Genomic DNA, 18,759 nt, shown 5'->3' on the forward strand with positions numbered 1-18,759 from the left:
AGTCAAGCCCGCCAGAGCCGATGGTATTGCCGTAACAGGTGGGAGAGTAGGTCGGTGCCTTTTTTTACACGGAAGCCCTTGCTGGAAACAGTCAAGGGCTTCTTTCGTTTTGAGCCCCTTATATTCCTCAGATGGATGACCTGAGTGAACCGCTCTCTGCGGATACCGGAAACGGTTTATGGGCATGTACGGTCCTGATATACTGCCGTACGGTCATAAAAATAAAAAGCCAGCATCCCAACAGCAGAATATCTGTTAGCCGTGTTCATCTTATAGCTCGGCAAGTAAATTGACGAGACAGCTATATTGCCGAGATGATCTGGTGAGGGTGAAGAATATCCTAACCTTCCAATTGTGACGGCCGTCACGTTTCCTTGTAGAAGCTGTATGCCCTAATAGGATAGTACTACTCTCTATGAAGCTAAATGTTTTTAATTCAGAGTTTTATGGAATGTCTTTATATAGTCCAGTAAAGTGACGTACATCATTTTTGTACGCATTTTACATCATTAGATTGTCACAAAATGCTGCTTACTTTTGGTTCAGAATCAACAATTTAAGTAATGCAGTTAGAGCAGTTTAATTACGACAATAAGATTGTCAGAAATTTCGGAATCGCTACCATTATTTGGGGGATAGTTGGTATGACTATAGGATTGCTTGTGGCAACGCAACTTGTTTGGCCCCAGATGAATTTCGGATTGCAGTTTACGACATTTGGTCGTGTACGTCCCGTACATACCAATGCGGTAATATTTGCGTTCGTTGGTAACGGTATTTTTATGGGAGTATATTACTCCTTACAACGGGTGCTAAAGGCGAGGATGTTTAGCGATATGTTGAGTAAACTCCATTTTTGGGGCTGGCAGCTCATTATAGTTGCCTCAGCGATTACATTACCATTAGGCCTTACCTCTAGTCATGAGTATGCGGAAATGGAATGGCCGATCGATATCGCGATTACATTGATCTGGGTGGTATTTGGAGTCAATATGTTTGGCACCATTATCAAGCGCCGTGAACGGCATATGTACGTGGCGGTCTGGTTTTATATTGCCACATTTGTTACTGTAGCCGTATTACATATTGTTAATTCCATTCAATTGCCCGTGGCCGGATGGAAAAGCTACTATATATATAAGGGAGTACAGGACGCTCTTGTACAATGGTGGTACGGCCACAATGCTGTCGCGTTCTTCCTGACTACCCCTTATTTGGGAATGATGTATTATTTCCTGCCAAAGATGGCTAACCGGCCCGTTTATTCCTATAAACTGAGCATTCTTCACTTTTGGTCGTTGATCTTTATCTATATATGGGCTGGTCCACACCACTTGTTGTATACCGCGCTACCTGGCTGGGTGCAATCCTTGGGCGTTGTTTTCTCAGTGATGCTGATCGCTCCAAGCTGGGGTGGTATGATCAATGGTCTGTTGACTTTGCGTGGAGCTTGGGATAAGGTGCGGACAGAACCCATGCTTAAATTTATGGTTGTGGCATTGACCTGTTATGGTATGGCGACATTCGAAGGCCCAATGCTGTCCTTGAAACAGGTAAATGCCATTGCCCATTTTACGGATTGGATTGTCGCACACGTGCATGTCGGCGCACTGGGCTGGAACGGTTTTATGACATTCGGTATTCTGTACTGGCTGATTCCACGTATCTACAAGACCGAACTCTATTCAAAGAAGCTGGCATCAACGCACTTCTGGATAGGCACACTGGGTATTTTGTTTTACGCAATTCCCATGTATTGGGCCGCAGTGGTACAAGGACTGATGTGGAAAGAATTCACACCGGAAGGCGTACTAAAGTATCCCAATTTCTTAGCTACAACATTGGAGATCTTACCAATGCATATGATGCGCGCATTAGGAGGTGCGTTGTACCTGTCTGGCGTGTTGCTGATGACTTTTAATTTGGTTAAAACCATGCAAAAAGGCAAGCTCGTTGCGGATGAACCTGCGGAGGCACCTGCCTTGCTACCTGTTCAGGTCAACGAACAATCCAAGCACCGCCGGCTTGAACGTAAGCCGATATTGTTTATGGTGCTGGCTCTTATCGCTATTCTGATTGGCGGTATGGTCGAAATGATTCCCACATTTACGATTTCGAAAAATGTGCCGACAATTGCCAGTGTACAACCGTATACAGCGCTGGAACTACAGGGACGTGATCTTTATGTACGCGAGGGCTGTGTTAACTGTCATACCCAGAGTATCCGCCCTTTCCGTTCGGAGACTGCCCGTTATGGAGAGTACAGTAAAGCGGGTGAATACGTATATGATACACCGTTTTTGTGGGGATCGAAGCGAACAGGCCCCGATCTGCACCGTATAGGCTCCAAATATCCAAACAAATGGCATTTTGATCATCTCCTGGACCCAACAATTACTTCGCCGGGCAGTATTATGCCGAGCTATCCATGGCTGATAGAGCAGAAATTGGATAATTCCATTTTGAAAGACAAAATGAAAGCCTTGCGTAAACTGGGGATTCCCTATACTGATGCAGCGATTGAAAATGCCGACCAGGACCTGCAGAAGCAAGCACAGGCGATCGCAGATGATCTGAAGAATAATCAGGTCAATGTATTGGCTGACCGCGAAATTATAGCCGTAATCGCTTATCTACAACGATTGGGGACAGATATAAAAGCCGCTCCGAAAACAACTGAACAAATAAACGCAAATCAATAGAGAAATGTTTAAGCAAATAACAAATCTAAACGGAAGTGAACTTTATCTTATCGTGTCACTTTGGATCTTCCTTATCTTCTTCCTTTCGGTCGCCGTAATGTTGTTTCGGATGAAAAGGGAGTATATCACTTATATGAAGGAATTGCCTTTGGAAGAAGATGAAACTGAAAAGGAACTGAATCATTCACCTGAAAGTCTATAGTATATGAGTTTATTATTGGATACTGCCCCAGCCACCTTGGAAACTGTCCAGTCCACTGTCGGATTTGGTTCGGATAATGTATACACGGATATTTTAATTGTCGTTCTGATTGTGGTGATGCTAGCTCTTCTAGCTTCTGCGCTGATGGTCAATCGCGCCATGAAGTCCATTATAAAGATAACCATGCCCGAACTGTTTAAAGAAGAACAACAAAAAAAATTAGCGAAAAAAGGCTGGCCAAGACGCTTCTGGAACAAGGTTATGGGCATCCGGCCGATATCGGAGGAAAAAGACATCGTCATCGATCATGAATATGACGGCATAAGTGAACTGGATAACCCGATTCCGATCTGGTTCAACTTTCTATTTTATGGTACTGTGTTCTTTGCTGTGGTATATTTATTTATCTATCAGCTTTCGGGGATCGGCATGAGCCAGGACCAGGAGTATCTGCACGAAATGAAGATTGCTGAAAAAGAACGTCAGGCTTACCTGCTGGCCTCGGCAAGCAATGTCGATGAAAATACGGTGGAGTTCGAACCCGAAATGGCAGGTGATGGAAAGGCCATCTTTGCAGCAAACTGCGTAGCGTGTCATGGCACTAATGGCGAAGGGGGCATAGGGCCTAACCTGACCGACAAATTCTGGCTACATGGTGGTGAAATCAAAGATATTTTCAAAACTGTTAAATACGGCGTTCCGGACAAAGGAATGGTGCCGTGGGAGCAAACATTGAGTCCTGCGCAAATTGCACAGGTCGCTAGCTACATCGTTACATTGCGGGACACGCACCCGGCCAATCCGAAGGAACCTCAGGGTGACGAGGTTACCTATGGAGATCATAAGGATCAGGAGCATACGGCAGAGGAACGGACAGATAAAAAAGCAGAACAGTAAACTGGAGAGCAATGAGCACAGCAGCAGTCGATAAAAGCAGTAAGGAGTCGAATAAATCAAAAAAAAGAAAATGGATTTACGCCAAGAAACCACATGGGGAATGGTACAAGAGGAGACAATGGGTGGGATACGCGCTGCTACTGTTCTTATTTGCCACACCCTTTGTCAAGATAAATGGCGAGCCCTTTTTGATGTTCAATATTATTGAACGTAAGTTTTCTATTTTCGGTCAGCTTTTTTACCCGCAGGATCTATACATATTCGTATTCGGGATGTTGATCATCATGGTCTGTGTGGTGTTGTTTACCGTGGTATTTGGCCGCATCTGGTGCGGATGGGCCTGTCCCCAGACCATTTTTCTGGAATTGATATTCCGAAGGATCGAATATTGGATAGAGGGCGACTGGCAACAACAGAAAAAACTGAACGAGGGACCTGATACAGATCAAAAGCAACTAAAAAAGCTACTGAAGCACAGTATATTCCTAATTATCTCATTTTTTATTTCAAATATCTTCTTGTCTTATATCATCGGTGTGGATGCGCTGATCAAAATTATTACCGATCCATTGGACCAACATACCGGCGGCTTACTGTCCATTATCGTATTTACCATGGTCTTCTATGCGGTTTTTGCTTATGTCAGAGAAATCGTGTGCATTGCGATCTGTCCGTACGGCCGCTTACAGGGAGTGCTGCTGGATGATCAGAGCATCACTGTCGCTTATGATCGCCGACGCGGCGAGCCCCGGGGAAAGCAGCGTAAACATACGACAGTCCCACAAGGGGATTGTGTGGACTGTAAACTCTGTGTGCACGTGTGCCCGACAGGAATCGATATCCGTAACGGGCTGCAACTGGAGTGTGTGAGCTGCACAGCATGTATCGATGCCTGTGATGCCGTAATGGAGAAAATTGGGAAACCCAAAAACCTGATCGGCTTTTATCCGATGGGGGAAATTGAAGGGACCCTCAAGAAGAAAAGTAACGCGAGGGCAGTGGCCTACTCGATTGTTCTGGTTCTCTTGATAGCTGTTTTTGGCTTCTTGTTGTTCAGTCGTTCGCCAGTGGATGGGCGCTTGCTGCGGGCGAAAGGAAGTACATACCAACTTCGTGATGATAAGACGATCAGTAATCTCTATTCCCTCGAGCTGATCAATAAGTCCGGTAAAACCATGCCCTTTCGCCTGGTATGTGAGGATCCGCGTTTAAAAGTTCAGTTGGTCAACCCAATACAGCAACTTGCTAAGGATGGTCATGCGACGCTCAGCTTTTTTCTGATCATAGCTAACAAGGATGTTCAGTCCTATAAAAGTAATATAAAATTATCTATCTACTCGGGAGACAGAAAAGTAGAGAGTTTGAAAACTACTTTCATTGCGCCTCCCGGCATGAATTAAACACAACGACAATGAATTGGGGTATAAAGATTTTTTTAAGCTTGGGGGTATTTATGGCGAGTACCGTGGCTGTGGGAATTTATATGGTCAGCCGGGATTCGGATAGTCTAGAGGAAGATGACTATTACGAACAGGGGCTTAACTATGACCGGGCTTACGAAAAGAAGCAAAATGTGCTTATTATGCAGGAGTCACCCACCATAACGATCAGTGGAGATACTTTATATATCCATTTTGTGTCGAAAGTGAACACAGGAAAGCTCTTGTTGCGGAAACCTTCGGATAGTCATCTGGATAGAGAGTTACCATTCCGAACCAGCAACAATATCTTTGTGTTGCCCCTTTCGACCTTTGACCGGGGGATGTGGAACCTCTATATTGACTGGAAAAGTTTGGGACGAGATTTTTTGTTCGAAGAGCATATTCTGTTTTAAAAATGAGTTACACCTATTTTGCATTTTTTATGGGCTTGTTGGGCAGCGTTCATTGTGCAGCCATGTGTGGGCCGCTGATTTTTGCCATAGAAGGTAGGCAAGGGATCGGCTGGCGTGCGCTGACCAATAAAGTACTGTATCAATTGGGAAGGATACTTACCTACGGCAGCATTGGGCTTTCTCTCGGCACAATCGGAACGTTGGCCCAGATTCAGGGCTGGCAGCGTGCCCTAAGCTGGTCTACCGGTATTTTGTTGGTGCTCATCGCTCTGCTCCATTTCATGGGCAGAGCCAATCAGACTGTCAGCCGCTGGCAAACCATGGCTGTACAGCCTTTTGTCCGTCTTCTTTCGCGTTGGCTGCTTAAACCCGGCGGAAGTTTTATCGCGGGTATTTTGAATGGTTTGTTGCCCTGTGGAATGGTTTATATGGCACTTGTATCTGCTATTAATGCCGATGGACCGAAGCAGAGTTTTTTATTCATGCTGTACTTTGGTCTGGGAACCCTGCCTCTACTATTTCTATTTTCCTTCCTGGGGAACTTCTCCCGCTCGTTTAAACTTGGTTTTTCGAAATGGATACCCTTTCTGTACCTCTTGCTGGGGATTTGGTTTATGTTAAGGGGGGCCAATCTGAACATTCCTTATTTAAGTCCGCTGATCCATATCGAGGGTGCGGTAAACTGTATATCATGATAAACAATATATCATTTCGAAGTATTATATTTGGGATTAAACTTAGTCTGCAACATGGAGGTACTTCATCATATTTTACAGATTGCATTACAGTATTATTGGATTCCTTTACTTATACTCTATATCGGTGTAATTGGAACGATCCTGATCGAAAACCGTAATCCGGCAAAGACCATCGCCTGGATAATGGTTATCGTCTTTTTACCGGTCATCGGTCTGTTGATTTATTATTTCTTCGGTCAAAAATTTAAGAAGGTAAAGAAGATGAAGCGGATGTACCGGGAACAGTCTAAAAAACTCCTGGACGCATGGCGCAGAGAATCGGAGATTATGGAAGAACATATTGATACCTTGAACGACCGTATCGGTAGTCTTGCCATGGTATACCGGTATCTCAAAAACCAAAAAATCTCTACGTTTTCACTGAATAATGAAGTACGCCTCCTTATTAACGGCGAAGAGAAGTTTCCGGAACTGATAGCGCAACTAAAAGCTGCGCGACATTCGATCCACATGGAGTATTATATCTGGGAATTGGATGAAATTGGCCGCGAGATATTGCAGATTCTGGAAGAGAAATCACAATCAGGTGTCACGGTACGGCTGATTTTAGACAGTTTTGGTGCGCCTGATGTGATTAAATATCTGCGCAGGCACAAGCCGGACTTTAGCTATGAAGCTTTTCTTCCGGTAACGTTCACTTCTCTGGCCAATAGCAATTATAGAAATCACCGTAAGATTGCAGTTATCGACGGCAAAGTCGGTTTTGTAGGCGGAATCAATATATCGGACCGTTATATCAATAATGAAAAAAATGAAATTTATTGGCGGGATACGTCAATGATGGTTGTTGGGGCTGCTGTAAATACCTTGCAAATCCAGTTTTGGAACAGCTGGAACCAAACCGATGGAGAGCCTTTTGAGCTTAGCAAAGGGTATTTAAATCGGTTTCCGGTAAGCGAGGAGGATGCTAGCGGCGTAGGTTTTACGGCTAGCGATCCGGGGTCGCCCGCACCATTCAATATGGAAGCCATTATTGCGGGGATCAACGAAGCGAAGGAGTATGTGCAGCTATGTACGCCTTATTTTATCCCGAGTGATCAGTTGACTACAGCTTTGATGCTGGCGGTTTCTTCGGGCGTCCGTGTCGATCTCATGTTGCCAGCACAATCGGATTCTTTTTTCGTACAGCACGCTTCCTTTTCTTTTATCAAACCCCTGCTCGAAAGGGGAGTCAACGTATACCTGTACACTAAAGGTTTTCTACATGCCAAAACAATCTGTATCGACGGAAAACTGGCGTATATAGGTACCACTAATCTGGATATCAGAAGTTTCTATATCAATTTTGAGATATCAGGCATCGTTTCAGACAAAGCGGTCTGTGATCGGCTCTGTGCCCAGTTTCTGGAAGATATCGACGATTCTGAATTAATTACTATTCGAAAATGGATGCAGCGGAGCAGATGGAAGAGGGGAGTGGACTCGATCTGCCGCTTACTGGCTCCCTTGCTCTAAGCGATGTGGTATATGCGTTTTTGGGGTCTTGATTTGATCTGATAAATGTTAAAAATGCCCTGATAGGGTTGGTCTTTGCCTAAAATTGAATATATTTAGCTATTCATTTTTTATTCTAAGACTTTCAATGAAGCACATCAAACTATTGACTTTATCGATAGGACTATTAGGAATGGGGTCTAGTTATGCACAGACCGCGCCTACATTGCCTATTAATACGATCGTAGAACGCGTTCAGAAATATTTTCAGGTTTATCCGGTTGAGAAAGTACACTTACATTTTGATAAACCTTACTATGCCGTTGGTGATACATTATGGTTTTCTTCCTATTTGTCCCGTAATCTCGCAGAGTATGCACCCAGTAAGATTGTCTATGTCGAAGTGCTGAATAGCCGTGATTCATTGATCCAGACGCTTAGGGTGCCCCTGGAGAAAGGTGTGGGTAGTGGCCAGATGATACTCGATCCCCAGTTTATGTCGCAGGATAACTACCGTTTTAGAGCGTATACGAAATGGATGGCTAATTTCGACAATGCCTATTTTTTCAATAAGATCGTACCGATCGGGGATGTGATCAACAAAAAGTTGATCACAAATATTGAGTTTCAGAATAACCTGCAGGGGAACAAAACCCAGGCGGTGATCCAGTTCCGTGACCGAACCGGTAAGCCAATGGTCAATTCTAAAATTAACTGGGAATTTGTTTCTGGATGGGAAACGCTCGATAAAGGGAAGGGTGAAACAGATGCGCTGGGTAAGGTAACGATCGGGTTATCGGCCAAGGAAAAGGCAAATCTGGAAAAGGGCCAGCTTAAGGTCAGTATTCAGGAGAATAAAGAGGAGAAAGCGCTATCCAGCTCTTTCCTGCTCAAAAATGCGTTGTGGGACGCGGACGTGCAATTTTTTCCAGAGGGTGGAGATTTAATTGCCGGCCTGGCCAAAAAAGTTGCCTTTAAAGCCGTTGGCTCTGATGGTAAGAGTTTAAAAGTTAAGGGAAGTATTCTTGATTCAAAAGGCAAGCCTGTCGCCGAATTTGAGGATTTTGGGCTAGGGATGGGTTACTTTTCGTTGTTGCCGCTTGCTGGCGAAAACTATCAGGCCGTTGTCAAGTTCAACAATGGACAGGAACGGAAATATAAACTCCCAGCCGTGGTCAGTGATAAAGCCAATGTGGTTTTCATCAAGCAGGATGAAACAAATGCTGAATTTGCAGTAGTAACCAGTGAGGAGAACTTTACGAAAAACAACGCATTATCTTATTATATCCTGGTACAGTCTAATGGGCATCTATGTTTTGGGGCTCAGGTCAACATGAAATCTTCGTCAGCACTGGTTAATATACCGAAAGAACGTCTGCCGAATGGTATTGTTCAAGTAACCTTATTGACGCCGGATGGAAAGCCCGTGAGTGAGCGTCTGGCATTTGTACAGAGTGAAAAATTGTTGAATATACAAGTTAGCAGTGACAAAGAAAGCTACAAGGCAAAGGATCCGGTCAGTATCAAGTTGTCGGTAGATAACAATGGACAGAAGACCCCGGGGAGCTATTCGATAGCGGTCATCGACGAGTCCAAGGTACCCTATAATGATCAATCAGATGTGTCGATTGTCAGTAACTTCCTGCTGACCTCAGACTTGAAAGGCAACGTCGAAAGTCCGAACTTTTACTTTGATGAAAAGAATCCCAACCGGGACAAGGCATTGGATGCCCTGCTGATGACACAGGGCTACCGCCGTTTTGATTATCCGAGCCTGATTGCCGAAAAGCTTCCGGCAATCAACTTTCTTCCCGAGCAGGGAATTGAGCTGTCGGGTATTCTGCGACTGAATACGGGAAGGCCGTATCCCAATGGTGGTCTACTGCTGACGATACCTTCGCGCAATATAAAAAAGGATGTGTATACGGATCAAAACGGCCGCTTTGCCTTTAAGGATCTCGTGTTTCCGGATTCTTCCAAAGTAACGGTGAATGCGCGTTCGAATGATAATTATCGTAGCCTGGTGATCAATATGGATCAGAGCTATTATCCGGAGATAGATAAAAATAATGGTTACAAAAGCTACTTCGTGCCCAATATAGACCAGGCTATCGCACCTTACCTGGACAACAGCCGCAAAGAGTACCGGAAGTCGATCTTACTTGACGAGGTAGAGGTGACCGGTGTACAGAAGAAAGTAATCACCAATAAGGATTTTCCTGCACTTTCGGGATTGTCTATGCCTGAACACCGTATCGAACCGGACCGCCTGACAGGCTGTAATGTGCTGACTATGTGTCTTCAGACCGTGCTAACGGGTATCACCTATGACCCGCAGACTCTGAAGTATTATGTGTCGCGAGACTATAATGCGGGGGGACGTACACCGGTACAGTTTTTCCTGAATGGTATGCCTATAGACGAGCCGGGGCTCAACAGCATCAATGTAGCGGATATCGAAGGTATAGAAATCTTCCTGCGGGACGAATTGGGTACTGTCTCAAGGATGTATCAAAATAATGGTGTGGTGTCCATCTATACCAAGAAGGTTGAGGCGAAGAAACCAAGAATGTCGTTGAGTGAGATTGAAAGTTTGCTGCCCAAATCCAACGTAATCGATATGTATCCATTAGGCTATATTAAAGAACGCAAATTCTACGTGCCGAAGTATGATACGCCGGAGCGGAAGGCTGTAAACGACCTCAGAACGACAATTTATTGGAATCCAAAGGTGACGATAAATGAGACGGGAGAAGCCACGCTGCAGTTTTATAATGCCGATGGAAATGGAAATTATAAAGTAATTGTGGAGGGAATGGACCAGACCGGCAATATTGGCCGCAAAGTAATTAACTACCGTGTCCAGCCCTAACGGAATTGCTGGAAGAAAGAACGCTGCTTCATTTGAAGCAGCGTTCTTTTTGTAAAAAAAAAACACCTCCTTGATGGGCAAGGAGGTGCAAACTAACCAATTATAAACCTAAATTATGAAAAGTATTTTGTCGCCTTTTATGGCGTTTATCCTCTTATTTACTACAGTTATTTCAAATCTTATGCCAAACTGATCGGAAAAAGAATACGGCAGCAATCTATCGATCTATATCTATTTAGAACTGCTTTCAACAGCAGCCTGATGCATCATATGCAATTCCAGATTCGGAGCTCCACGTGATGAAGAAATTATTGCCCAAGATTATAATAACATTGGCGGCAAACGGGCTCATAGGCTTCTTTTTCGCCCAAAAGGACCGTTTCGGTGTCTTTGGACAGTCTATAGGAATAGTTTGCTGGGGCGCCGCACTGCATACATACCGCATGTACTTTGGTCACATGTTCGGCGACAGCCATTAAACTGGGAATGGGGCCAAAAGGTTGTCCCTTATAATCCATGTCCAGACCAGCGATGATGACCCGAATGCCACTGTTTGCCAATTTGACACATACTTCTGTCAAACCGTCATCAAAAAACTGGGCTTCGTCTATGCCTACAACCTGCGTGTCCGCACTCAACAATAGAATAGCGGAGGAGTGATCGACCGGTGTAGATGGTATGCTATTGCTATCGTGCGAAACAACCCGTTGTTCATCATATCGTTTGTCGACGGCAGGCTTGAAGATCTCGACGTGAAGACGTGCGTATTGTGCTCGTTTCAAGCGGCGGATCAACTCTTCCGTCTTGCCGGAAAACATGGAGCCACAGATCACTTCAATACTTCCCACTCGAGCTGGTCTCCATGTCAAGTTATGTTCAGAAAAAAGCATTTGATTAATTTAATGATGTTTGATGGCCTGCAAATAAGGTACTATTTGTGGAGCGACCGTCGATTATATTCTGTTTTTGACCGTGCTAATATCAGAATTAATATTTAAATTTGAGTAGCAAAAAAGGCGACGGAAATTCAATTATTTATAAATCAAAGGATTGAGTTTTCCACTTTTTAAGCGGCAATTAGAGTGAGTGTTATAAACGAATTACAAGCGATTTCAACAAGAATTTATGGGTACTAAGGACGAAATACTGAATAAAATAGGAGATTTATTACAAGATCTGCATACGCGCTACGAGACCCTGTCGGACAGAGACAGCTGGGAGTTTGGGGAATTAGTGATACTGGAAGCGAAAGCGCAGGCCGTGGCTGCTTATATCACTTTGCTTAAAACGAATACCGTACTGCAGGAGGAGCAGGTGCCCAATTCCTTAAATGCAGCAGCCACAGAAAGCAAAAAGATAGCGTTCAACGACTATTTTACACCTCCGTCGTCTATCCGAACTGCTAATCAGGGAGTAGTTTCGCCTGAACCGCTGATTAACGATCAGGAGGCTGCGGAAAGTCCTGTGAGTGCGTCAAACGTCGCTGCCCCAGTGGAGGTAACTGTTGCTTCACAGCCTTCTGCTACGGAGTCCAATGAATCAGCGGTGGATTCTATTGCTGATGATGCTTCGGAAAAAACATATGAGGTGGTGGAACCTGTTATCAACCTCGTAGATGAAACTGAGGTTAAGGCGGAACCAGTTGTAATAAACGAAGTGGTTGAGGAAGAAAAACAGGTAATCATTGAAGAACCCCTGCCCAGAGCGATCCAGGAGGAGGTGAATACGGTTGTTGAAGAAGCACCTTCCAGACCCCTGACCTTAAATGAAATTATCTCACAGCAAAAACAAGCTGGGGTACAGAATCGCGTATATCAGGTAAATCAGGCTGCGAGTGCAGATAAATTGACCGATATAAAAGCGGGTATAAGCCTGAATGACAAATTGCTGTTTATCAAAGACCTGTTTAATGGTTATAGCCTCGCGTATAGTGAAGCCGTGGAGTTACTGAACAGATTTAATAGCTATGCCGAAGCAGATGCTTTTTTGCAGACAAATTACGCCGTCAAAAATAAATGGGCGGACAAACCGCATACGGTCGAAAAGCTATATGAGGTACTTCGCAGAAGATATCATTAACAACAAGCTGATCAGCCAACAAAAGAGGCTTTGACTCATAGTCAAAGCCTCTTTTGTATGCGTTTAGTAAAATGAATTGTTATTTTAATTGAAACTGTAGCCAATGCTTACCCTCGTGTCCATACACGAAGTACTTGGGCTGGAGGATCTCCGCCAGTGCTTCGAGTTCGGTCAGATAGTCATATCCCGGTACTTGGGCAAAGTGCGGTTTTGTGATGACAAACACCTGGTCCAGCTCGACCGCTTTGGAAGCAGCAACCCCAGGAATGTTTAATAAGTCGGGGATAGCAGCGAAAGCCGTTTCATCGCTGTTGATCAATATGATTTTGTCTGCTTCATGAGCTGTTGTCACTGGGATTCCGCCGGCTATTTGGATGGATTCGTTCAAAAAGGCAGTGTGGTTGACTTCTACAGGCTGTATTTGATTTAATGTCCATACTTTAGGCCTGTCAGCCGCTGTAATGAATTTTAGCTTATGGATCAGTATATTGGTATCGTCTTCAATTTTTTCAACCAGTTCATTGATGGCGTCTGTCTGCTGTAATTCCATTCCCAAGGCATTGATATACGCAATGATATCATCAATCTTTACCAGATTGTTTTGCTGGGAGATCAATTTGAGATACGTTTGTGGCGGGACAGCCAAGTTATCTAGATTTAGCTGTTCCAAAAGATGGTCAACTAATAGTTGTTGATTGCTTTGCATGCTGCAAAAATACAAAATGCACCGCATTAGCGAAAGTAAATTAGCAATAGCCGGTGTTGGGGGATTTTCGTAAATTAGCATAAAATAAACGGTATACATATGTTTGACAAACTATTTCAAGCGCAACAAAAAGCGGAGGAGATCAAGAAACGGTTAGATACGATTTCGGTGTCGGGTGAAGTGGAAGGCGGGTTGATCCGCGTGATCGCAACCGCTAATAAGGAGATCAAAGAAATTACGATAGATCCTGTTTTTTTGTCCAATGCCGATAAAGAGGAATTGGAAGAACTATTGGTTGTCGCCCTGAACAAAGCGATCACGCAAGCAGATCAGATCAGTCAGGCGGAAATGCAGGCGGCCAGCAAAGATATGCTGGGCGGACTAAGTGGATTGTTTAATCAATAGAAATACGATTATGATAAAAGCGACTTACTACGGACAATCTTGTGTGGAATTTGACTTCGATGGAACAAAGGTCTTGTTGGACCCGTTTATCACCTACAATCCTTTGGCAAAAGCGATTGATGTCCATTCGATTAAGCCGGATTTCATCTTCCTGAGCCACGGACATCAGGATCATGTGGCTGATATGGCCACAATACAAAAGAACAGCGGTGCGACAGTACTGGCTATTGTTGAGACAGCTGCGTGGGTCAGGAGACAGGGCGTTGCTGATGACAAAGTGGTGGAGTTCAATCTTGGTGGTACGGTTCAGTTGCCTTTTGGTTCTGTCAAGATGGTGTACGCGGCACACACCAACAGCACGCCAGATGGTCAGTATGGAGGCTTTCCTGTAGGCTTTGTATTCGATGTACAAGGAAAGAAAATCTATTTTGCAGGGGATACGGCGCTGACCATGGAAATGAAACTACTGGCGGACCTGAACCTGGACTGGGCATTTCTGCCTATTGGTGGACACTATACGATGGATGTTGATGATGCTGTCAAAGCAGCAACCTTTATCAACTGTGCGAGCGTAGTTGGCGTGCACTATGATTCGTTCCCGCCCATTACAATCAATAAGCAACAGGCGTTGGACAAGTTTCAAAATGAAGATATTTCGCTGTTACTTCCCCAGATTGGTGAGACGATAGACTTATAAAACAAAGAACCGGAGATGTCCGGTTTTTTGTTTTTACTGGTTTTGGTTGAAAGCAATGTTTTTTTCCTTCAGATGGCTGCCTAAGACGATATGACGATTTTCTTTAAATCCTCCAAACTGAAAAGCGGCGTATCAATAATTTTGTTTTTCAGAATTTGCTCTTTGTGCTCTTCGAAATAGAATAATTGCCATTCGCCATTTTTGTATTCAAGGCTGCTCAGGTTTTCAATCCAGTCGCCCGAATTCATATATGTACAGGTACCCTTTCTGGTGATTACTTCTTTGATCTGTGGCTGGTGGATATGTCCGCAGATAACAAAGTCGTAGTTGTTTTCTATTGCCAGTTCGGTGGCGGTATGTTCAAAATCTGAGATATATTTAACAGCCTTTTTGACAGAATTTTTGATCTTTTTTGAAAGGGAATATTTCTCCTGGCCCAGTTTGTCGAGGCAAAAGTTGATGATGTTGTTCAGCTGGATCAGCTTATCGTATCCCCATCCGCCTAATTTGGCCAGCCATTTTGAGTGATGGATTGATGCATCAAATACGTCGCCATGAAAGACCCATACTTTTTGGTTGTTGAGCGAGAGCAGTAACTTGTTGCTCAATTTGATGTTTCCAAGTTTGAGGTCGGTAAACTTGCGCAGCATTTCATCATGATTTCCAGTGATATAATGCACCTCAGTGCCTGTAGAACTCATATCGATGATCTTTTTGATCACTTTCAAATGCTCTTGTGGAAAATAACTTTTTTTAAACTGCCAGATATCGACAATATCTCCGTTGAGTATAAGTATTTTGGGGGATACTGACTCCAAATAAAGTAAAAGTTCTTTTGCACGGCTTCCGTAGGTACCCAGATGGATGTCGGAAAGTACAAGTATATCAAGGCTTCTTTTCATGTGCGTAAATTGTCTTAAGAACAATGAAGCTATCATGATCAGTATCTCGTTTTATGGGCTTAAGGTTCGTCGATCTCATGATGGTTTCATCGATATTTCTATTACAAAAGAAAGATACTTTTATTTTGTTCCGATGAAATTGCTGTTATGAAATCATTAAAAAGTTTTATAAAATAGTATAAATCAGTTTATTCTAAATTAATATTGCCGATTATGGCAGCGGCAACAGTCTGGATGCAAAAAAAAGGTGTCCGATAGTCTGGACACCTTTTTTTTATCATGTTAAAGAATATTATCTTCTTATTTGGCTGTTGCCGTTGCTGCTGCGCGGTCGATATGGAACTGCACCAAGTCATCAATTGGGGAGCGTAAAATCTTTCCGACTTTCATGCCATACTGTTCGGCTTTTTCCGCCAGAACATTCCTGAAATTGTAGCCGACCGAACCGATACAATTGAAAGTATAACTCTGATAATTAGGATATTTGCTGACTAGATTTTTGAAAAAAGCTTCAAATGCATCGTCGACAATATTACGTGTATATTCTATATTGACGTTGTTGTCATAGACAAATTTGCTAAAGCTAGCGCAGAAACGGTTGGGCATCGGTTTGGTGTATACCGCGTCCATGATTTCGTCTTTGGTCATTTTATAGGTGTTCCAAAACACTTCTTTGACATCTTTAGGCATTAGATTCCGGACGTAGTCCGCAAGTAGTTTTTTGCCGATATAACTGCCTGACCCCTCATCGCCCAGGATATACGCACCCGAATCGATATTTAATGTAATTTCTTTGCCGTCGTACAGACAGGAGTTGGTTCCTGTACCTAAAATTGCTGCAAATCCAGCTTGAGAGCCTAATAAGGCTCTGGCTGCGGCGAGAAGATCATGTCCCACCTCTACTTTCGCAGTAGTAAATACTTGTTGCAGTGCATCAACCACGATCTGAGCCTTTTCTTTATTATGCACCCCGGCGCCATAATAATTTACTTCCGCAATTTTTTCAAAAGGTAAATCTTGCGGCAATCCTTTTTTTAGGGAGTTTACAATGTATTCACTGTCAACAAAATAAGGGTTGTATCCCTCTGTGTTGAAGTAGATTTTTTTATTTGAATCATCTAACAAACACCAGTTTGTCTTTGTTGATCCCCCGTCAGCAATGATTATCATTATTGAGTAGTTTTAATTGTGTTTATCGTTATAAAATGAGTAATCAATTCATTAATCAATTCCCCGAAAATACATTTTTTAATTTTAAATATCATAATTTATCCATGTATTTTTGAAAAAATAAATTTTGGCATTCCTCTCATATTATAAAAAAACTGGCTTAACAGTGTCGTTAAGCCAGTTTTTAAACCTTGTAATAAAATTGTTTAAATAGTGTACTATTTACAATTAGTTGACTGCTTTAGTGTGCGCCTTCGGCTTCAATCTCATCAATATTAATGCCTTGTTTAGTCAAAATTCCTCTGACAAATATGGCAAAGAATACGATATAGCAGAATCCGACTAAGGGTAGGATATATGAGTTATGGATGCCAATAATATCTGCTAATTTTCCCTGTATAGGGGGAAGAACACCACCGCCGAGAATCATCATAACAAGGAAAGCCGATCCTTGGGCTGTATATTTTCCTAGGCCAACGATGGACAAGCTAAAAATAGACGACCACATGATGGAGCAGGCCAGACCGCCAGACAGAAACGCGTAAATGGCTACTGTGCCCGACGAGAATAGGCCGATTAGCATGGCTATAATGCCGAATAAACCAAAAATGATCAAGGTACGTGCAGGTTTTTCTTTACTCAGGTAAAAAGCCACGATCTGAAGAATGATGCAGACCACATAGTAATAAAGGTGCGACATTTCAAAGCCTGCAAGGGTATTTACACCTATGATAATAGAAAATGCAATCAAGGGGACGACGATGAGTAAACCGTTTTTGGTTGACTTGCTTAGATTGAATGCTGTGATGGCACCAGCCCAGCGTCCGATCATCATGCTGCCCCAGTACATCGATACGTAAGGTGTGATCTGTGAAGACTGTAGGCTGCCAAATTCTTTTAACGTTAGCAATTCTCCGAGGTTGCTTCCAATAGCCACCTCGATACCTACATAAATAAATAAGGCCAACATGCCCAAGGCCAATTGTGGATATTTCATCGCCCCCCAGCCGTCAGGATTTTTTTGCGCACTTCTGTTTGCAAAAAGCAGGCCGCCTATCATGACTACCAATGCCCCTGCTAACCATAACATACGTTGTGTTTCAAGCGGCTTGGCCACGTCCTTTATTTGTGCTTTTAACTGGTCGATCTGCACCTGATCTGTCAGGCTGGAAACCTGCTGATGCAACTGCTCGATGTGTAGGGCCAGGTCGCTTTTGTAGCTTAAAAAGACCGGTGTGAACATACCGAATAACAAAAGGGTCATCACGATCAAGGTACGTAAGGCCTTATTCGCTTTCTCCATGGGTTCGTCGCTAATTCCGGCAGGAACCTTCTTACTAAAGTTGAATAGGGCAGCTGCCAGAAGAAATAGCAGGCCAACGCCAATATATAGGTAAACGACCTTGTTTAATGGCAGGTTAGCAATTTCGGAATCAGAAATAGGTTCAAAGGTACCGAACAATGAAAATCCGATCACCAACGGGCCAATGGTCGTTCCGAAGGAGTTTACACCTCCTCCAAGGTTGACACGGGAAGCGCCTGTTTTGGGATCTCCCAACAACACGGCGAAGGGATTGGCTGCTGTCTGCTGAAGCGAAAAACCGAGTGCCACAACAAATAGACCTAACAACATACCTATGTACAAATTCACCTCTACAGCTACTATCATTGCTGCGGCGCCCAATGCTGAAAAAAGGAGTCCGTAAACAATACTTTTTTTGTAGCCCCATTTTCCGACAAGGTCCTTACCACCTATCGAACTGAAGATAAAAAGGAGCAATGCTCCGATATAGTATGCCGTATAGAAGGCAAAATCTATAAGTTGCGACTGAAATTGATCAAGGTGAAAGTAATTCTTGCAGAAAGGGATAAATACGCTGTTTCCTGCCGCAATGAAGCCCCAAAAGAAAAACACAATAATCAGTGTGTAGAGCGCGGGGTAATTGGTTTTAGTCTGTTGCTGTTCCATATAAGGGATCTAAAAACTTTAATTTTGAAAGCTACGAACTTATGAAAAAAAATATAAATTCAATCTAAAAATGTTGTTAAATCGTTTTACTACTTACAATAGTAAATATTTTTCTTGAAATATTTTGAAATA

16 protein-coding genes are annotated in these 18,759 nt (G+C 43.3%); 11 read left to right on the forward strand and 5 right to left on the reverse strand.

Features of this window, described 5'->3' with window-relative positions; genetic code table 11:
• The first annotated feature begins 563 nt into the window (after positions 1-563).
• The 8 genes from ccoN (at position 564) to K7A41_RS01210 (ending at position 10,699) form a co-directional block, all read left to right on the forward strand.
• Positions 564-2,702 (forward strand): cytochrome-c oxidase, cbb3-type subunit I, encoded by a 2,139-nt coding sequence (ccoN, locus tag K7A41_RS01175; protein WP_265712244.1) that lies wholly within the window; start codon positions 564-566, stop codon positions 2,700-2,702.
• A gap of 4 nt (positions 2,703-2,706) precedes the next feature.
• A complete protein-coding gene (locus tag K7A41_RS01180) occupies positions 2,707-2,904 on the forward strand; it encodes a hypothetical protein (protein ID WP_028069186.1) in 198 nt (65 codons plus the stop codon).
• Positions 2,905-2,907: 3 nt separating this feature from the next.
• Positions 2,908-3,801 (forward strand): cbb3-type cytochrome c oxidase N-terminal domain-containing protein, encoded by an 894-nt coding sequence (locus tag K7A41_RS01185; protein WP_265712245.1) that lies wholly within the window; start codon positions 2,908-2,910, stop codon positions 3,799-3,801.
• A gap of 11 nt (positions 3,802-3,812) precedes the next feature.
• Positions 3,813-5,201 (forward strand): cytochrome c oxidase accessory protein CcoG, encoded by a 1,389-nt coding sequence (gene ccoG, locus K7A41_RS01190; protein WP_265712246.1) that lies wholly within the window; start codon positions 3,813-3,815, stop codon positions 5,199-5,201.
• Between the two features lie 11 nt (positions 5,202-5,212).
• A complete protein-coding gene (locus tag K7A41_RS01195) occupies positions 5,213-5,635 on the forward strand; it encodes a FixH family protein (protein WP_265712247.1) in 423 nt (140 codons plus the stop codon).
• Between the two features lie 2 nt (positions 5,636-5,637).
• A complete protein-coding gene (locus tag K7A41_RS01200; RefSeq protein WP_265712248.1) occupies positions 5,638-6,330 on the forward strand; it encodes a sulfite exporter TauE/SafE family protein in 693 nt (230 codons plus the stop codon).
• Positions 6,331-6,384: 54 nt separating this feature from the next.
• Positions 6,385-7,848 (forward strand): cardiolipin synthase, encoded by a 1,464-nt coding sequence (cls, locus tag K7A41_RS01205; protein ID WP_037532539.1) that lies wholly within the window; start codon positions 6,385-6,387, stop codon positions 7,846-7,848.
• A gap of 127 nt (positions 7,849-7,975) precedes the next feature.
• Positions 7,976-10,699: a carboxypeptidase regulatory-like domain-containing protein gene (locus tag K7A41_RS01210; RefSeq protein ID WP_265712249.1), complete on the forward strand. Its 2,724-nt coding sequence runs from the start codon at positions 7,976-7,978 to the stop codon at positions 10,697-10,699.
• Positions 10,700-11,007: 308 nt separating this feature from the next.
• Here the strand turns inward: K7A41_RS01210 and K7A41_RS01215 are convergent, their stop codons facing one another.
• Complete coding sequence (locus K7A41_RS01215) at positions 11,008-11,589, reverse strand: thymidine kinase (protein ID WP_265712250.1); 582 nt, start codon at positions 11,587-11,589, stop codon at positions 11,008-11,010.
• 235 nt (positions 11,590-11,824) lie between these two features.
• On the opposite strand from K7A41_RS01215, the gene K7A41_RS01220 reads away from it, so the two are divergent.
• Positions 11,825-12,778: a hypothetical protein gene (locus K7A41_RS01220; RefSeq protein WP_265712251.1), complete on the forward strand. Its 954-nt coding sequence runs from the start codon at positions 11,825-11,827 to the stop codon at positions 12,776-12,778.
• 79 nt (positions 12,779-12,857) lie between these two features.
• Here the strand turns inward: K7A41_RS01220 and K7A41_RS01225 are convergent, their stop codons facing one another.
• Positions 12,858-13,484 carry a hypothetical protein gene (locus K7A41_RS01225; RefSeq protein ID WP_265712252.1) on the reverse strand — a complete coding sequence of 209 codons (627 nt, stop codon included), beginning with the start codon at positions 13,482-13,484 and terminating at the stop codon, positions 12,858-12,860.
• A 99-nt stretch (positions 13,485-13,583) separates the two neighbouring features.
• Here K7A41_RS01225 and K7A41_RS01230 point away from each other — a divergent pair, with 99 nt between their 5' ends.
• Positions 13,584-13,889 (forward strand): YbaB/EbfC family nucleoid-associated protein, encoded by a 306-nt coding sequence (locus tag K7A41_RS01230; RefSeq protein WP_028069177.1) that lies wholly within the window; start codon positions 13,584-13,586, stop codon positions 13,887-13,889.
• Between the two features lie 10 nt (positions 13,890-13,899).
• Positions 13,900-14,586 (forward strand): metal-dependent hydrolase, encoded by a 687-nt coding sequence (locus K7A41_RS01235; protein ID WP_317132241.1) that lies wholly within the window; start codon positions 13,900-13,902, stop codon positions 14,584-14,586.
• An 80-nt stretch (positions 14,587-14,666) separates the two neighbouring features.
• On the opposite strand, the gene K7A41_RS01240 is transcribed toward K7A41_RS01235, so the two are convergent.
• From K7A41_RS01240 to K7A41_RS01250, 3 genes are all read right to left on the reverse strand, one after another.
• On the reverse strand, positions 14,667-15,488 hold the full coding sequence (locus K7A41_RS01240) for a UDP-2,3-diacylglucosamine diphosphatase (protein WP_265712253.1): 822 nt from the start codon (positions 15,486-15,488) through the stop codon (positions 14,667-14,669).
• A gap of 300 nt (positions 15,489-15,788) precedes the next feature.
• Positions 15,789-16,658, reverse strand: a complete 870-nt coding sequence (locus K7A41_RS01245; RefSeq protein WP_265712254.1) for an N-acetylglucosamine kinase — start codon at positions 16,656-16,658, stop codon at positions 15,789-15,791.
• A 241-nt stretch (positions 16,659-16,899) separates the two neighbouring features.
• Positions 16,900-18,627 (reverse strand): MFS transporter, encoded by a 1,728-nt coding sequence (locus tag K7A41_RS01250; RefSeq protein ID WP_265712255.1) that lies wholly within the window; start codon positions 18,625-18,627, stop codon positions 16,900-16,902.
• Positions 18,628-18,759 lie beyond the last annotated feature (132 nt).

The sequence above is a fragment of the Sphingobacterium sp. InxBP1 genome (assembly GCF_026191775.1).
In the GTDB taxonomy this organism is placed as follows: Bacteria; Bacteroidota; Bacteroidia; order Sphingobacteriales; family Sphingobacteriaceae; genus Sphingobacterium; species Sphingobacterium thalpophilum.

Excerpts from the sequence above, each read along its gene's own strand:
- ccoN (WP_265712244.1), top strand. The coding sequence starts at position 564 with ATGCAGTTAGAGCAGTTTAATTACGACAATAAGATTGTCAGAAATTTC.
- K7A41_RS01180 (WP_028069186.1), top strand. The coding sequence starts at position 2,707 with ATGTTTAAGCAAATAACAAATCTAAACGGAAGTGAACTTTATCTTATC.
- K7A41_RS01185 (WP_265712245.1), top strand. The coding sequence starts at position 2,908 with ATGAGTTTATTATTGGATACTGCCCCAGCCACCTTGGAAACTGTCCAG.
- ccoG (WP_265712246.1), top strand. The coding sequence starts at position 3,813 with ATGAGCACAGCAGCAGTCGATAAAAGCAGTAAGGAGTCGAATAAATCA.
- K7A41_RS01195 (WP_265712247.1), top strand. The coding sequence starts at position 5,213 with ATGAATTGGGGTATAAAGATTTTTTTAAGCTTGGGGGTATTTATGGCG.
- K7A41_RS01200 (WP_265712248.1), top strand. The coding sequence starts at position 5,638 with ATGAGTTACACCTATTTTGCATTTTTTATGGGCTTGTTGGGCAGCGTT.
- cls (WP_037532539.1), top strand. The coding sequence starts at position 6,385 with ATGGAGGTACTTCATCATATTTTACAGATTGCATTACAGTATTATTGG.
- K7A41_RS01210 (WP_265712249.1), top strand. The coding sequence starts at position 7,976 with ATGAAGCACATCAAACTATTGACTTTATCGATAGGACTATTAGGAATG.
- K7A41_RS01215 (WP_265712250.1), bottom strand. The coding sequence starts at position 11,589 with ATGCTTTTTTCTGAACATAACTTGACATGGAGACCAGCTCGAGTGGGA.
- K7A41_RS01220 (WP_265712251.1), top strand. The coding sequence starts at position 11,825 with ATGGGTACTAAGGACGAAATACTGAATAAAATAGGAGATTTATTACAA.
- K7A41_RS01225 (WP_265712252.1), bottom strand. The coding sequence starts at position 13,484 with ATGCAAAGCAATCAACAACTATTAGTTGACCATCTTTTGGAACAGCTA.
- K7A41_RS01230 (WP_028069177.1), top strand. The coding sequence starts at position 13,584 with ATGTTTGACAAACTATTTCAAGCGCAACAAAAAGCGGAGGAGATCAAG.
- K7A41_RS01235 (WP_317132241.1), top strand. The coding sequence starts at position 13,900 with ATGATAAAAGCGACTTACTACGGACAATCTTGTGTGGAATTTGACTTC.
- K7A41_RS01240 (WP_265712253.1), bottom strand. The coding sequence starts at position 15,488 with ATGAAAAGAAGCCTTGATATACTTGTACTTTCCGACATCCATCTGGGT.
- K7A41_RS01245 (WP_265712254.1), bottom strand. The coding sequence starts at position 16,658 with ATGATAATCATTGCTGACGGGGGATCAACAAAGACAAACTGGTGTTTG.
- K7A41_RS01250 (WP_265712255.1), bottom strand. The coding sequence starts at position 18,627 with ATGGAACAGCAACAGACTAAAACCAATTACCCCGCGCTCTACACACTG.